The sequence below is a fragment of the Streptomyces sp. DvalAA-14 genome (assembly GCF_900091855.1).
GTDB lineage: Bacteria > Actinomycetota > Actinomycetes > Streptomycetales > Streptomycetaceae > Actinacidiphila.
The window spans coordinates 1-15015 of the sequence record NZ_FMCH01000508.1 but is presented as its reverse complement, the minus strand read 5'-3'; the positions used below and the strand labels follow the sequence as shown (position 1 = coordinate 15015).

Annotated in this window: 15 protein-coding genes and 1 pseudogene; 9 read left to right on the top strand and 7 right to left on the bottom strand. The window is 71.8% G+C overall.

Going from position 1 to position 15015, the window contains the following annotated elements; all coding sequences use genetic code 11:
- Positions 1-65: 65 nt before the first annotated feature.
- Positions 66-1029 (bottom strand): annotated as a pseudogene (locus GA0115240_RS27505) (zinc-binding dehydrogenase).
- Positions 1030-1198: 169 nt separating this feature from the next.
- Entirely contained in the window at positions 1199-2449 is a 1251-nt protein-coding gene (locus tag GA0115240_RS27500; protein ID WP_305112973.1) for an NAD(P)-dependent malic enzyme, read from the bottom strand.
- A gap of 411 nt (positions 2450-2860) precedes the next feature.
- On the opposite strand from GA0115240_RS27500, the gene GA0115240_RS27495 reads away from it, so the two are divergent.
- From GA0115240_RS27495 to GA0115240_RS27480, 4 genes are all read left to right on the top strand, one after another.
- A complete protein-coding gene (locus tag GA0115240_RS27495) occupies positions 2861-3829 on the top strand; it encodes an ABC transporter substrate-binding protein (RefSeq protein ID WP_093740744.1) in 969 nt (322 codons plus the stop codon).
- A 1-nt stretch (position 3830) separates the two neighbouring features.
- Positions 3831-4799: an amino acid ABC transporter permease gene (locus GA0115240_RS27490; RefSeq protein ID WP_093740742.1), complete on the top strand. Its 969-nt coding sequence runs from the start codon at positions 3831-3833 to the stop codon at positions 4797-4799.
- Positions 4796-5602, top strand: coding sequence for an amino acid ABC transporter ATP-binding protein (locus GA0115240_RS27485; protein WP_093740740.1), 807 nt, complete (start codon positions 4796-4798; stop codon positions 5600-5602). The genes GA0115240_RS27490 and GA0115240_RS27485 overlap by 4 nt, the downstream gene beginning before the upstream one ends.
- Positions 5603-5746: 144 nt before the next feature.
- A complete protein-coding gene (locus GA0115240_RS27480; RefSeq protein ID WP_093740738.1) occupies positions 5747-6385 on the top strand; it encodes a CGNR zinc finger domain-containing protein in 639 nt (212 codons plus the stop codon).
- Here the strand turns inward: GA0115240_RS27480 and sodX are convergent.
- Complete coding sequence (gene sodX, locus GA0115240_RS27475) at positions 6280-6714, bottom strand: nickel-type superoxide dismutase maturation protease (RefSeq protein WP_093740736.1); 435 nt, start codon at positions 6712-6714, stop codon at positions 6280-6282. The two genes, GA0115240_RS27480 and sodX, sit on opposite strands and share 106 nt — an antisense overlap.
- A gap of 140 nt (positions 6715-6854) precedes the next feature.
- On the opposite strand from sodX, the gene sodN reads away from it, so the two are divergent.
- Complete coding sequence (gene sodN, locus GA0115240_RS27470) at positions 6855-7250, top strand: superoxide dismutase, Ni (protein WP_093740734.1); 396 nt, start codon at positions 6855-6857, stop codon at positions 7248-7250.
- A gap of 93 nt (positions 7251-7343) precedes the next feature.
- Here the strand turns inward: sodN and trxA are convergent, their stop codons facing one another.
- Positions 7344-7682 carry a thioredoxin gene (trxA, locus tag GA0115240_RS27465; protein ID WP_093740732.1) on the bottom strand — a complete coding sequence of 113 codons (339 nt, stop codon included), beginning with the start codon at positions 7680-7682 and terminating at the stop codon, positions 7344-7346.
- The gene (locus GA0115240_RS27460; protein ID WP_093740754.1) at positions 7679-8110 is read right to left on the bottom strand and encodes a MerR family transcriptional regulator; all 432 of its coding nucleotides are present in this window, start codon (positions 8108-8110) and stop codon (positions 7679-7681) included. The genes trxA and GA0115240_RS27460 overlap by 4 nt, the downstream gene beginning before the upstream one ends.
- 202 nt (positions 8111-8312) lie before the next feature.
- Here GA0115240_RS27460 and GA0115240_RS27455 point away from each other — a divergent pair, with 202 nt between their 5' ends.
- Entirely contained in the window at positions 8313-10328 is a 2016-nt protein-coding gene (locus GA0115240_RS27455) for an N-acetylmuramoyl-L-alanine amidase (protein WP_141708983.1), read from the top strand.
- A gap of 251 nt (positions 10329-10579) precedes the next feature.
- On the opposite strand, the gene GA0115240_RS27450 is transcribed toward GA0115240_RS27455, so the two are convergent.
- Positions 10580-11518 carry a MurR/RpiR family transcriptional regulator gene (locus GA0115240_RS27450; protein WP_256070009.1) on the bottom strand — a complete coding sequence of 313 codons (939 nt, stop codon included), beginning with the start codon at positions 11516-11518 and terminating at the stop codon, positions 10580-10582.
- Between the two features lie 153 nt (positions 11519-11671).
- On the opposite strand from GA0115240_RS27450, the gene GA0115240_RS27445 reads away from it, so the two are divergent.
- From GA0115240_RS27445 to GA0115240_RS27435, 3 genes are all read left to right on the top strand, one after another.
- The gene (locus tag GA0115240_RS27445; RefSeq protein ID WP_093740728.1) at positions 11672-12559 is read left to right on the top strand and encodes a 1-aminocyclopropane-1-carboxylate deaminase/D-cysteine desulfhydrase; all 888 of its coding nucleotides are present in this window, start codon (positions 11672-11674) and stop codon (positions 12557-12559) included.
- A gap of 280 nt (positions 12560-12839) precedes the next feature.
- Positions 12840-13253 (top strand): anti-sigma regulatory factor, encoded by a 414-nt coding sequence (locus GA0115240_RS27440; protein ID WP_093740726.1) that lies wholly within the window; start codon positions 12840-12842, stop codon positions 13251-13253.
- Between the two features lie 202 nt (positions 13254-13455).
- Positions 13456-14478 (top strand): RNA polymerase sigma factor SigF, encoded by a 1023-nt coding sequence (locus GA0115240_RS27435; protein WP_237555247.1) that lies wholly within the window; start codon positions 13456-13458, stop codon positions 14476-14478.
- A 78-nt stretch (positions 14479-14556) separates the two neighbouring features.
- Here the strand turns inward: GA0115240_RS27435 and GA0115240_RS27430 are convergent.
- A partial coding sequence (locus GA0115240_RS27430) for a hypothetical protein (RefSeq protein WP_346267986.1) occupies positions 14557-15015 on the bottom strand: 459 nt, incomplete at its 5' end.

The window sequence follows — 15015 nt, the reverse complement described above, 5'->3', positions numbered from 1 at the left end:
ACTGAAGCCCGGGGGCGCCCGGAGGGCCGGGGCCCGGAACGTCAGGGGCTCACAACGCCAAGGGCTCAGAGGGTCAGCACGATCTTCCCGAACACCTCGCCAGCGGCGAGGTGTTCGAACCCCTCGCGGGCCCGGTCCATCGGCAGCACCGAGTCGATCACCGGCCGTACCCCGGTCAGCGCGCAGAAGGAGAGCAGGTCCTGCAGCTCGTCCTTGCTGCCCATGGTGGAGCCGACCACCTTCAGCTCCAGGAAGAAGATCCGGTTCAGCTCGGTGGCCGCCGGGTTCGGGCCGCTGGTGGCGCCCGAGATGACCAGCGTGCCGCCCGGCCGGAGGGACTTGACGGAGTGCGACCAGGTGGCCGCCCCGACGGTCTCGATCACCGCGTCCACCCGCTCCGGCAGCCGGGCGCCCGGCTCGAACACCTCGTGCGCGCCGAGTTCGGCCGCGCGCTGCCGCTTGCCGGCGTCCCGGCTGGTCGCGTACACCCGCAGCCCGGCCGCCCGGCCCAGCACGATCGCGGCCGTGGCGACGCCGCCGCCCGCGCCCTGTACGAGCACCGCGTCGCCGGGGCGCACCCCCGCGTTGGTGAACAGCATCCGGTAGGCGGTCAGCCACGCGGTCGGCAGGCAGGCCGCCTCCTCGAAGGACAGCTCCTTCGGCTTGGGCAGCACGTTCCAGGTCGGGACGGCCACCTGTTCGGCGAAGGTCCCCTGATACCGCTCGGTGAGCAGCGACCGCCGCTCCTTGGGCCCCACCCCGTGCCCGGTCTCCCCAATCACCGAGTGCAGCACCACCTCGTTGCCGTCCTCGTCCACCCCGGCCGCGTCGCAGCCGAGGATCATCGGCAGGCTCTCCTCGGCCAGCCCCACCCCCCTGACGCGACCACAGGTCGTGGTGGTTCAGCGACGCGGCCTTCACCGTGACCCGCGTCCACCCCTCCCGCTCCCGCGGCCCCGGCCGCTCCCCCAACGCGAGCCCGCCCAGCGGCTCTCCGGCATCGATACGCGCGGCATACACGGCAAACATGCCGCCGACCCTACGATCCCGGCCCACCGCTGGGGAACACCCCGGCCCTGTGACCCGCCCCGCACGATCGCGACGGTGGCGCGCCCCCGCCGGGAGGAGACCCGCCACCGACACGCCACCGACAAGTGACCGGCACGCGACCGGGGCACGAGCGGCCCCGGCGGAGAACTCAGCGCCGCGCCACCCCCTCCGCCCGGGCCGCGGCGGCCACCGCCGCGGTGACGGCGGGGGCGACGCGGGGGTCGAAGGGGGACGGGATGACGCAGGTCGGGGAGAGTTCGCCGGCCACGACGGCCGCGAGGGCCTCGGCGGCGGCGAGTTTCATGCCCTCGGTGATCGCGGAGGCGCGGACCTGGAGGGCGCCGGCGAAGATGCCGGGGAAGGCCAGCACGTTGTTGATCTGGTTGGGGAAGTCGCTGCGGCCGGTGGCGACCACGGCGGCGTACTTGTGGGCCACCTCGGGGTGGATCTCCGGGGTGGGGTTGGCCATGGCGAAGATGAAGGCGCCCGGGGCCATCGCGGCCACGGCCGCTTCGGCGACGGTGCCGCCGGACACGCCGATGAAGACGTCCGCGCCGGCCAGCGCCGACTCCAGCGAGCCGGTCAGGCCGGCCTTGTTCGTATACGAGGCCAGCTCCCGCTTGACCGGGTTCAGGTCCTCGCGGCGGTCGTGGACCACGCCCTTGCGGTCGGTGACGGCGACATCGCCGATGCCCGCCTCGACCAGGATCCGGGCGATCGCGACGCCGGCCGCGCCGGCACCGGAGATGACCGCCCGCAGTTCGCCGAGGGTGCGCCCGGTCAGGGTGCAGGCGTTGCGCAGCGCCGCCAGGGTGACCACCGCCGTGCCGTGCTGGTCGTCGTGGAAGACCGGGATGTCCAGCCGCTCCTTGAGCTGCTTCTCGATCTCGAAGCAGCGGGGGGCGGAGATGTCCTCCAGGTTGACGCCGCCGAACGACGGGGCCAGCCGGACCACGGTCTCCACGATCTCGTCGACGCCGGTGCAGGCCAGCGCGATCGGCACCGCGTCCACCCCGCCGAACTGCTTGAACAGGATCGCCTTGCCCTCCATCACCGGCAGCGACGCCTCGGGCCCGATGTCGCCGAGTCCCAGCACCGCGGTGCCGTCGGTGACGACCGCGACGACCTGGGACTTCCAGGTGTAGTCGTGCACGAGTTCGGGCGTCTCGGCGATCGCCGTGCAGACCTCGGCGACCCCGGGCGTGTAGGCGAGTGACAGGTCGTCGGCGTCGCGCACCGGCACGGTCGCGGCGATCTCCATCTTGCCGCCCCGGTGCAGGGCGAAGACCGGGTCGAGCGGAAACGCACCGGTGTCCGTAGCCGTAACCGCATCGCCTCCCGGGCCGGAACCGCTGTCGGCGCCCGGACCGGATCGGGGATTGACGATTTCCGTAGCCACTGTTTGGCCCCTTTGTCGAAAGTTGAGGGAAAGTGCTCCACCCGGACCGCGGGCAGAGGTGGGCTCGGCGTCCGTACCGCCAGATGGGAGTGGGCGTGGCGACATTCGGACACCAGGCGTGCCGCACGCACGCCGTGGGCCCCTGATGAGGGGCGGAGGCACCGTTCTACCGGATTGCTCTTCCGCTGACGGCTACCCGTCTGATCGGCACGGCCCCCACCGGTCCGGCCTTGGTGTGCCGGCGCGATGGGCGCCCGGGGATGGCCCGTTATCCGATTTTGACACAACGAGCACACTGCCTGGTGCTGTCCGGATGGCAAGATGCACAGATCACACAGGGTTGCGGTACTCGATGGCGCGTGCCGTTCGCCGCCCTGCAGGTAAGACCCCGTCTCGCAGGAGGACACAGCGATGACCGCATGTACCACCAGGCGTTCGGCCGCCCTGACACGTCTCACCGCGGTCGCCGCCATCGCGGTCGCCGGCACCCTGGTACTCACCGGGTGTGGCGACCAGACCAAGAAGGACGATTCCCCCGGCGCCAGTTCGTCGGCCGGCGGAGCCTCCGCCACCAAGGCCGGCGCCCCGCTGTTCGCCAAGCTGCCCAAGAAGTTCCAGGACTCAGGTGTGATCAAGGTCGGCACCGACGCCTCGTACGCGCCGATGGAGCAGACCGAGAACGGACAGATCGTCGGCATCGACCCCGACATCGCCAACGCGCTGTCCGCCCAGCTCGGGGTGAAGTTCGTCTTCACCAACGGCACCTTCGACGGGCTGATCACCTCGCTGTACACCGGTCGCTCGGACATCGTGATGTCGGCGATGAGCGACACCAAGGACCGCCAGCAGGGCCTGGACGACAGCGGCAAGAAGACCGGCAAGGGCGTCGACTTCGTCGACTACTACAACTCCGGCTCCTCGCTGCTGGTCAAGAAGGGCAACCCGAAGGGCATCAAGGCACTGGGCGACGTCTGCGGCCAGACGGTGGCGGTGCAGCGCGGCACCATCTACGAGGACGCGTTCAAGACGCAGAAGAAGGCCTGCGGTGCCAAGGGACTGACCATCCAGTCCTTCGACACCGACGCCGAGGCGCAGACCCGGGTCCGGGCCGGCGGCGCGGTCGCCGACCTCAACGACACGCCGGTGGCCGCCTACATCGCGCAGAAGTCCGGCAACGGCAACGACTTCGAGGTGGCCGGCGGTCCGGCCGACGCGGGCCCGTTCGGTATCGCCCTGGACAAGAGCAACACGCAGCTGCGCGACGCGCTGAAGGAGGCCGTGGACGCGATCATCGCCGACGGCAGCTACGCCAAGGTGCTGCAGAAGTGGAACTCGACCAGCGGCGCCATCCAGCAGTCCGCGATCAACGGCGGCTCGTGACGTGACCACCGCAGACTTCGAGCAGGGGCCCGCCGGCACGCCGCCGGCCGGGCCCCCGGCCGCCGGGACCGCGACGGACACGCCGTACGAGGCCATCCGCGCCATCCCGGTGCGCCACTACGGCCGCTGGGTCGCGGCGGTGGTCGTCGTCGTCCTGCTGGCCTGGCTGGCCTACGCCTTCTCGCAGGGCGACATCCTGTGGAACACGGTCGGCGACAAGCTGTTCGACCCGACGGTGGTCAAGGGCATCTGGCACACCATCGTGATCTCGGTCTGCTCGATGGCGCTCGGCCTGGTGCTGGGTGTGGTCTTCGCCGTGATGCGGCTGTCGAAGAACCCGGTCACCGGCGGTGTGGCGTGGCTGTACATCTGGTTCTTCCGCGGCACCCCGGTCTACGTCCAGCTGCTGATGTGGTTCAACCTCTCGCTGATCTTCCCGGTGATCAACCTCGGGCCGATCTACAAGAACGACACCGTCGCGGTGATGACCCCGTTCCTGGTGGCCCTGCTGGGCCTGGGGCTCAACGAGGGCGCCTACATGGCGGAGATCGTCCGGGCCGGCATCCAGTCGGTGGACGAGGGCCAGACCGAGGCGGCGCACGCGCTCGGGATGACCGGCGCGCGGACCATGGGCCGGATCGTGCTGCCGCAGGCGATGCGGGTGATCATCCCGCCGACCGGCAACGAGTTCATCAACATGCTCAAGACCTCCTCGCTGGTCTCGGTGGTGCAGTACACCGAGCTGCTGCGGGCGACGTCGGACATCGGCAACTCCACCACCGCGGTGATGGAGATGTACTTCGTCGCCTCGATCTGGTACCTGGTGCTGACCAGCGTGTTCAGCGTCGGCCAGTTCTATCTGGAGCGCCGCTACGCCCGCGGTTCGCTGCGCTCGCTGCCGCTGACCCCGTGGCAGAAGGTCCGGGCGAACCTGTCCACCCTGCGCCGACCGAAGGTGGCCGTCCGATGAGCAGTCCGATGAGCGACCTGGCGGGCGGCGCGACCGCCGGCGGCCGGCCGATGGTGAAGGCCGAGGGCGTGCACAAGTCCTTCGGCACCGCGCACATCCTCAAGGGCATCGACCTGGAGGTGGCGCCGCGCGAGGTGTTCTGCCTGATCGGGCCGTCCGGCTCCGGCAAGTCCACTTTCCTGCGCTGCGTCAACCACCTGGAGCAGATCAACGCCGGGCGGCTGTGGGTGGACGGCGAGCTGATCGGCTACCGGCAGCGCGGCGACAAGCTGTACGAGCTGAAGGACCGTGAGGTGGCCGCCAAGCGGCGGGACATCGGCATGGTCTTCCAGCGGTTCAACCTGTTCCCGCACATGACCGCGATCGAGAACATCATGGAGGGCCCGGTCCAGGTCAAGCGGGAGAGCAAGGCCGTGGCCCGGGAGCGGGCCACCGCGCTGCTGGACCGGGTGGGCCTGTCCGACAAGGCCGGCAACTACCCGGCGCAGCTGTCCGGCGGCCAGCAGCAGCGGGTGGCGATCGCCCGGGCGCTGGCGATGGAGCCCAAGCTGATGCTCTTCGACGAGCCGACCTCGGCGCTCGACCCGGAGCTGGTCGGCGATGTGCTGGACGTGATGCGCGGGCTCGCCGAGGACGGCATGACGATGATCGTGGTCACCCACGAGATGGGCTTCGCCCGCGAGGTGGGCGACGCGCTGGTCTTCATGGACGACGGGGCGGTGGTGGAGTCGGGCCATCCGCGCGATGTGCTGGGCAACCCGCAGCACGACCGGACGAAGTCGTTCCTGTCCAAGGTGCTGTGATCCCTCGCCGGGGAATGCGCCCCGCATCCGCCGAGGCGGGGTACGGGCCGGCCGCCCGTGCCCCGCGCGCACCTCTGATCCGTAATACCCTGGTACCAGGTTCGGCCATTACCGAGACTGGACCGTACGCCGTGAGGACCCCAAGTGGAACTGGCTTACTACGCGGATTACGCCGTGCGCCTGGTCAACACCGAAGCCCCCTTGCGCGGCACCGACGCGCTGACCTCGGTGGAGGCGGTGCGGGAGCTGTTCGGCTCCGGCGCCCAGGCGACCAAGGCGGTCGACGCCGACGTCCCGCGGCTGCGCGCGGTACGGACCCGGCTGCGCGGGGTCTTCGAGGCGGCGGACGAGGGTGACGAGGTCCGGGCGGTCGACCTGCTGAACCAGCTGATGCTGGAGTTCCCGGTCAGTCCGCAGATCTCCGGGCACAACTTCCTCAACGAGGACACCGGCCGCCCCGACTGGCACATGCACCTCGCCGAGCAGGCGGCGAACGCCGGTGCGGGCTACTCGGCGAGCGCCTGCATGGGGCTCGCGGTGCAGCTCACCACGCTGGGCGTGGACCGGCTGGGCATCTGCCAGGCGATGCCGTGCCGGAACGCCTACGTCGACACATCGACAAACCGTTCACGCCGTTACTGTTCCGACCGCTGTGCCACCCGCGCCAACGTCGCGGCCTACCGGGCCCGCAAACGCCTGGAGAACGAGCGGTCGGCCCGCAGCGGTCTGACGCAGGACGCCGCCCAGCTGGCCCACGAGCCCGCACCGGCCACCGAGCGCTGAACCTCCCGGGGCGGCCGGAACCGCGCCCGGGCCCTGGCCAGCACCAGCTCGTCCGGCACGGCGCCGAACTCCCGGCTGTCGTTCTCCACGAACGCGTTGTCACCCATCACCCACCAGCCGCCCTCGCGCCGCTCCACGGCGCGTTTGACGATCAGCAGATCCTGTTGCAGTGGGTGCCGCAGCACCACCACGTCCCCCTCGCGTACCAGCTCGGCGCCGCTGCTGATCTTCTGGATCAGCAGCCAGTCCCCGTTCAGCAGCGTGGGCGCCATCGACGGACCAGTGACCTCGACCAGCTGCCACGACAGCCTGGCCCCCTGCTCCCGCATCCTCCGCCTCCTGGTTCGTTTCTCCACCGCCCCCAAGAGTGGCATCAGACTTTTGTCCCAAGCCACCTGGGGCACCCGAGAAAACGCGTACTCCAGGGAGTAATGTCCCACCTGAAAGACGATCACGAGGAAGGACAGCCATGTTCACTCGCCTGTTCGCGCCGAAGGTCAAGGTCAGCGCCCACTGCGACCTGCCCTGCGGTGTCTACGACCCGGCCCAAGCCCGCATCGAGGCCGAGTCCGTCAAGGCGGTCCAGGAGAAGTACCAGGCGAACGAGGACGCGGACTTCCGCACCCGCGTGATCCTGATCAAGGAGCAGCGCGCCGAACTCGCCAAGCACCACGTCTCGGTGCTGTGGAGCGACTACTTCAAGCCTCCGCACTTCGAGAAGTACCCCCAGCTCCACCAGCTGGTCAACGACACGCTGAAGGCCCTGAGCGCAGCGAAGGCCTCCAACGACCCGGCGACCGGCCAGAAGGCCCTGGACCTGATCGCCCAGATCGACAAGATCTTCTGGGAGACCAAGAAGGCCTGACGCACTCCAGGTCTCCGCAGGCGCCCGGCCCGTCCTCCCGACGGGCCGGGCGCCTGCATTTGCCCCACCCGAACGAGTGAAGCGCGAACGCGGTCAGAGTTCGTCGGCCAGTTCCTGCAGCAGGCGCCGCTTGGGCCGGGCGCCCACCAGCACCTTGACCGGCACGCCGCCCCGGAAGAGCAGCAGGGTGGGCATCGACAGCACGCCGTAGGCCGCCTGGGTGACCGGGTTGCTGTCGACGTCGAGCTGGACCACGCGCAGCCGATCGGACTGCTCGGCGGCGATCTCGGCCAGCACCGGGGCGATCATCCGGCAGGGCGGGCACCAGGAGGCGGTGAAGTCGACCAGGACGGGCAGGTCGCAGGCCAGCACGTCGGCCGCGAAGGTCTCGTCGGTCACCGCGGTCACGGGCGGAGGTGCGGTGGTCGTCATGGGTGTGTCCCTTCGTCGGGTGACTGGGCCGTGGTGACGGCCAGTTCGCACATCGGCTCGCCGGCGCCCGCCGCGGCTTCCTCCGCGAGCGCCAGCTGGGCCGCCACCTGGTCCCGCACCTCCCGCAACCGCTCGACGCACGCGTCCAGTTCGGCCAGCTTGCGGCGGTAGACGGCCAGCGACGCCTCGCAGGTGTCGCCCGCCGGGTGCCCGGCCCGCAGGCAGTCCACGAAGGGCCTGGTCTCCTCCAGGCCGAAGCCGAAGTCCTGGAGGGTGCGGATCTGCCGGAGCAGCCGCAGATGCTGCTCGCCGTAGTCGCGGTAGCCGTTGCCGGCGCGGTCGGCCGGCGGCAGCAGGCCGAGGGACTCGTAGTAGCGGAGGGCCCGGGTGGTGGTCCCGGCCCGGTCCGCGAGCTCACCGATGCGCATGTCTTCGACGGTAGACCTTGACGCGCACGTCAACGCCAGCCGCGAAACGCCGCGCCCGGCCGCGGATTTCCGGCTCCTCCCGGCCCGCTGGCAAAAAGTTCCAGGATTTACGTCCCAGAGGTTGCTGACTGCCACACACCCTCGGAAAGCTGCCTTCAGCACTTCTCACCATGCCGCCACACCCGCACCGCGAGGAGCCTGGATGCACCACCCGCTCAGACACCCCACCCGCCGCAGGGCGTTGACCGTGGCAGCGGCCCTGTCGCTGCTGGCCGGACTGTCCGTCACCGCCGTCTCCGGCACCGCCGGCGCCACCGACCCGTCAGCCACCCGGCAGGCCGAATTCAGCGCGGCGGCCCAGGAGTTCGGCGTTCCGCTGCCGGTCCTCGAAGCGGTGTCGTACAACGAGTCCCGCTGGGAGGCGCACGCCGGGCAGGAGAACGCCCAGGCCGGCTACGGCCCGATGAACCTCACCGACCTCACCACCGCGGAACTCGACGCGGACGGCCTGACCACCCAGTCCCCGCGCTACGCCGACCTGCTCAAGGCCCCCGCCGAGCACACCGCGGCCGCGGCGGCCGGCCTGCTCGGCACCGGCACCGCTGCCGTCACCTCCGACGAGACGCAGAACATCCGCGGCGGCGCGGCCCTGCTGGCCTCCTACGCCAGGGGCTACGGCCACGGCCGGCTGCCGCGGACGGTCGACGGCTGGTACGCCGCGGCCGCCCGCTACAGCCAGGCCACCGAGGACAAGGTGGCGCAGGTCTTCGCCGACGAGGTGTGGAGCACCCTGCGGGCCGGCGCGGCCCGCACCACGCAGGACGGCCAGCAGATCACGCTGGCCCCGCTGGCCGGCCTGCACCCGGACCGGGGCGACGTCCGCAAGCTCGGCCTGACCGAGGTCACCCCGCCGCAGGGCACCCAGAAGCCGGAGTGCCCCAAGTCGCTGGGCTGCGACTTCATACCGGCCGCGTACACCCTGCTGGACCCGTCGAACCTGGCGGACTACGGCAGCCACGACCTGGCCGACCGCCCCAACGACCTGCAGATCCGCTACATCACGCTGCACAGCACCGACGAGACCTACGACGGCACGCTCGACCTGTTCCGCGACCCGACCTACGCGGCCGGCGCCCACTACGTCGTCCGCTCCCAGGACGGGCAGGTCACCCAGCTGACCCCCACCAAGGACATCGCCTGGGACAGCGCCAACCGCTCCTTCTACCAGCACTCCATCGGCATCGAGCAGGAGGCCTGGGCCACCCACGGCGCCACCTGGTTCAGCGAGCCGCTCTACCGCTCGACGGCCGCGCTGGTGAAGTACCTGGCCGCCAAGTACGACATCCCGCTGGACCGGGCCCACATCCTCGGCCACGACAACGTCCCCGGCAGCAGCGAGAGCGGTGTCGCCACCCAGCACTGGGACCCCGGGCCCGGCTGGGACTGGGAGCACTTCTTCGACCTGCTGGGCGCGCCGATCCACGCGACCGCCAAGCAGGGCAGCGACGTCGTCGCGATCAAGCCGGGCTTCGCGGCGAACCCGCAGACCACCACGTACTGCGACGACGTGCAGGGCTACAAGCAGTTCCCCGGCCCTTACCAGAGCTTCGACTGCCCGGTGACCTCCGCCGACGCCCCGTCCAGCTTCGTCCCGCTGTACACCGCTCCCAGCACCACCGCCCCGCTGGTGGCCGATCCCTATCTGCACCCGACCGGCGCCGGCACCACCGCGATGAACGACTGGGGCGACAAGGCGCCCACCGGTGAGCAGTACGTCGTCGCGGCGCGGCAACCGGGGTGGACCGCGATCTGGTTCGGCGGCCGGCAGGCATGGTTCCAGGACTCCGCCCGCCACCCGGCGACCGTCCCGGTGAAGGCCGCCCGGATCGTCCCCAAGCCGGGCCGCACCTCGATCCCGGTCTACACCACGGCCTACCCGGAGTCCTCCGTCTACCCCGCGGACTTCGTCGCCTTCGAGGGCGGCACCGCCCCGCGCCCCCAACTGGCCCGCGCCAAGTACACGATCCCGGCCGGCCAGTCCTACGTCGAGTCAGGTCCGGCGGTGAACACCGACTCCTACTTCGCCATCTACTACGACGGCTCGGCCCCCTACGACCAGCACGACTTCGTGGGGCAGACCAAGGTGTACGAGATCGTCTACAACCACCGGATGGCCTTCGTCGACGCCGCCGACGTGGACGTCGTCCCGGCCGGCTAGGCCGTGTCTGACAAATCCCGCCTGCCCCGCGACGCCTGGCACGCGCGCTCGCTGCGTTGTCGGGGTCGTCCGAGTAGCCCACTACGAGGACGACCCTCCGCCTTGCGATCGCACGCACCAGACGCCGCGGGGCCCCGCCCTGCGGGCGGACGGCGCTATTTGTCAGACACGGCCTAGCCCGGGACGCGGTCCCCCTCGGGCCCCGCCGGTTCGGCGCGGCCCGAGGGGGACTCCTGGCCCGCTGCGATCCCTCAGCCGATGCGGTCGCCCTCCAGCGCCGCGTGGGTCACCCGTAGCGCCCGGCTGGAGGTGTCGAACGTCCGCTGCGCCACGCACACGAACAAGCAGTCCACCACCACCAGCTGGCTGATCCGGCTGGCCATCGCCCCCGGCCGGAACGTCGTCTCCCGGCCCGCCGACACCAGCACGAAGTCGGCCAGCCCGGCCGCGGTCGACAGCGGGTGATTGGTGATCACCACCGTGCCGGCGCCGCCGGCCGAGGCGCGCCGCAGCGGCTCCAGCACATCGCGGCTCTCCCCCGAGTGCGACACCGCCAGGAACACATCGCCCGCCCCCAGCAGCACCGCGCTGGTCAGCGCGGACTGGGAGTCGCCGTGCGCGTGGCACGGCCTGCCGATCCGGGCCAGCTTCTGCTGCAGGTCCTGGGCGACCAGCCCGGACGCTCCGACCCCGGCGATGTGCAACTGGCCGCCGCCGCAGACCGCCGCCACCGCGCCGGCCAACTGCTCCGGGTCCAGCTGCGTGGCCGTCTCCAGCACCGCCTGCGACTCGGTGTGCACCAGCTTGGCGATCACCTCGGCGGCCGAGTCCTCCGGTGTGATCCCCGAGGTGAGCGTGGAGCGCGGGGCCTGCCGCGCCGCCGACGCGGCCAGCGCCAGCCGCAGCTCCGGATAGCCGCTGAAGCCGAGCGCCCGCGCGGTCCGCACGATGGACGACTCGCTGGTACCGGCCAGCGCGCTCAGCTCCGAGATCGTGCTGCGGGCCACCCGCGCGGGGTCCTCGACGATCAGGGAGGCGATCCGCGCGGCGGCCGGCGTGAGCGAGGGCAGCAGCCCGCGCACGGTCGCGGTGAGCGCGTCGCCCGACCGGCCCGCGTCGCCGGCCGCGCGGCCGGTCCCAGATCCGGACCCGGCGGCCCCGGGGGCGTCTTCCTGCTCGGATTCCTGCACGGAAGAAGAATGCCCTGCCGATCGGGCGCCGGGGACCGCGGGCGGCCGATTGCCCTCCCCGGTCGCCGATCGCCCGCCGATCGCCCGCCGCCGCCTCCGGCGCCCCGGCTGCCACCCGGACGGGTGACACCGCCCGCCGCCAACCGGGCGACAATGGGGAGCGTGATCGAACCGCCGGAGCTGTCGCTGCCGTCCCCGCTGACCGAGCTGGCGGACGAGCGGCTGGCGCGGTGCGGGGTCCGGCTGCTGCTCAAGCGGGACGATCTGATCCATCCGGAGCTGACCGGGAACAAGTACCGAAAGCTGCGGCTGAATCTGGCGGCGGCGCGCGACGGCGGCCACCGGACGCTGCTGACCTTCGGCGGCGCCTGGTCGAACCACCTGCGGGCGACGGCGGCGGCCGGGCGGCTGTACGGCTTCCGGACGGTCGGGGTGGTGCGCGGGGACGAACTGGCGGACCGCCCGCTCAACGCGTCGCTGGCCCGGGCCGCCGCCGACGGGATGCGGCTGGACTTCCTGGACCGGGCCACCTACCGCCGCAGTGCCGAGCCGGCCGTGCTGGCCGGGCTGCTGGCGCGGCACGGGCCGGCCTACGTACTGCCGGAGGGCGGCTCCAACGCCCTTGCGGCGCGCGGCTGTACGGACCTGGGCCGGGAGATCGGCGACCGCGCCGACGTGGTGGCGGTGGCCTGCGGGACCGGCGGCACGCTGGCCGGGCTCGCCGCGGGCCTGCCGGACGGCGCCGAGGCGATCGGCTTCGCGGTGCTGCGCGGCGACTTCCTCGACCGCGAGGTGCGCCGGCTCCAGCAGGCGGCCTTCGGGGACACCCGCGGGCGCTGGCGGGTCGACAACCGCTTCCACCACGGGGGTTACGCCCGCGCCACGCCGGAGCTGGACGCCTTCGCCGCGGATTTCGCGGTCCGCCACGGACTCGCCCCGGAACCGGTCTACGTCGCCAAGATGCTGCACGGCGTGTTCACCCTCGCGGCCGAGGGCGCCTTCCCGTCCGGCACCCGGGTCGCCGCCGTCATCACCGGCTGAGCTGCGGTCCGGTACCGGCGACGCAATGGTTGTGCAACGGATGAGCGGGCCGGACGCACGCGGCGCCAATGACCCGTAGCCTTGGGGGCGTGATCCGTAACCGGGCGAATTCGCCTATGAATTGGCACCTCGGACCACCACCCACGCTGCGTACTCGTACGTTTACCATGGGTGACCGGCGCGGTGACGTCCGTGCTCCGTCCGGGCGACATCGACATACGGATCGCGATAGCGTCACTGCGAACCAGAGCAATCACTGTGTGCCACCTTGGAGGTGAGGGTGTCCCAGATCGCAGGCGAGCCCGGGTCGAAGGACTTCGTCGAGGTCCGGCTGCCCGCTGCGGGGGCGTATCTGTCGGTGCTGCGGACGGCCACGGCCGGACTCGCGGCACGACTGGACTTCACCCTCGACGAGATCGAGGACCTGCGCATCGCCGTTGACGAGGCGTGCGCGATCCTGTTGCAGCAGGCCGTCCCCGGTTCTGTGCTGAGCTGTGTCTTCCGGCTGGTCGGGGACTCGCTGTGGGTGACCGTCTCGGCGCCCACCACCGACGGCCGCGCGCCGGAGCGGGACACCTTCGCCTGGACGGTGCTGTCCGCCCTGGCCGGCGAGGTGGACTCCACCGTCGCCGAGGACCGGACGGTCAGCATCAGCCTGCACAAGAAGCGCGGCGCCGTACCAGGACTGTCGTGAGGGCGCTGTCGTGACGCCAGCAGAGACCCCCGGACCGCCCGCGGAGCACGACCTGCCCGCGGCACGCGGCCGTGCGGGCGTACCCGCCCAGCAGCCCGCCCCGGGCGGGCCGGGCCCGGCCGGCCGGCGGAATGCGGCCCGGCCGCATCCCGAGCCGGGCAGTGGCGCCCGGCCCGGTGCACAGGTCCGTGGAAGGGCCCGGATGGAAGCGATGGACGCGGCGGAGCAGGCGGACCCGATGGATCAGCACGAGCAGGCGGCGCCGCTCCAGGACGCCGAGGCCCGACAGGCACCGGAAGCGGGCGCAATCGCGCCCGCCCCGGAGCGGGCGCAGGCACCGGGACCAGCCGAGCCGACCGGGTCACCCGAATCCCCCGAGCCGGCCGAGGCCGCCGACGCGCCGGAATCGGCCGAGGCCGCCGAGGCCGCCGAAGCCCCGGAGCCGGAAGAGGCCCAGGAGCACCACGACCCGCACGACCGCTCGGGTGCCCGCGCGCTGTTCGTCGAGCTGAGCAAGCTGCCCGACGGCTCGCCGGAGCGCGCCGAGCTGCGCAACCAGCTGGTCCGGATGCACCTGCCGCTCGTCGAGCACCTGGCCCGGCGGTTCCGCAACCGCGGCGAGCCGCTGGACGACCTGACGCAGGTCGCCACCATCGGCCTGATCAAGTCGGTGGACCGTTTCGACGTCGACCGCGGCGTGGAGTTCTCCACCTACGCGACGCCGACGGTGGTCGGTGAGATCAAACGTCACTTCAGGGACAAGGGCTGGGCGGTACGGGTGCCGCGCCGGCTCCAGGAACTGCGGCTGGCCCTGACCACCGCCACCGGTGAGCTCTCGCAGCGGCACGGCCGGGCGCCGACCGTCCACGAGCTGGCCGAGCACCTGAAGATCTCCGAGGAGGAGGTGCTGGAGGGGCTGGAATCCGCCAACGCCTACAGCACCCTGTCCTTGGACGTCCCGGACACCGACGACGAGTCCCCGGCGGTGGCCGACACGCTCGGCTCGGAGGACGAGGCGCTGGAGGGCGTGGAGTACCGCGAGTCGCTCAAGCCGCTGCTGGAGCAGTTGCCGCCCCGGGAGAAGACGATTCTGCTGCTCCGCTTCTTCGGCAACATGACGCAGTCGCAGATCGCCCAGGAGGTCGGCATCTCCCAGATGCACGTCTCCCGGCTGCTGGCCCGCACCCTGGCCCAGCTCCGCGACAAGCTGCTGATCGAGGAGTAGGCCAGCCGGCCTCCCGCTCGCACCGCGCCGGCTCGCCCGCAAGGACAGGCGGTCTCGCGGGCGGCCTCGCGGGCACGGTCAGGAAGCGGTGCCGTCGGTGAGGCCGAGGGCCTCGGCGGTGGCGGGGTGCACGAGCAGGACCAGGCCGGTCAGGGCCAGCACACCGAGGACGGCGCCGCCCGCGATCACCGCGCCGTCGCTGTGCAGCATCGTCCAGGCGATGGGCAGCGAGATCAGCTGCATGATCAGCGCGGGCCCGCGGCTCCAGCGGCGGGCCCGGCGCAGACCGTAGGCGGCGCCCAGCGGGAGCGCGGCCAGCACCAGCACCAGCAGCCCGGCCAGCACCGCCTTGCCGCCGCCGGTGAAGAACATGGTGATCCCCCAGCCGGCCACCGCGAGCCCTTCCAGCGCGGCCACCCCGGCGGCCAGGATCAGCATCAGCGGCGGCCGCCCGGCAGGAGCGGGCACGGACGCGGACGCGGGCACGGACGCGGGCACGGGCGGGGCCGACGGTCCGGCGGCGGCCCGCTGGGCGGC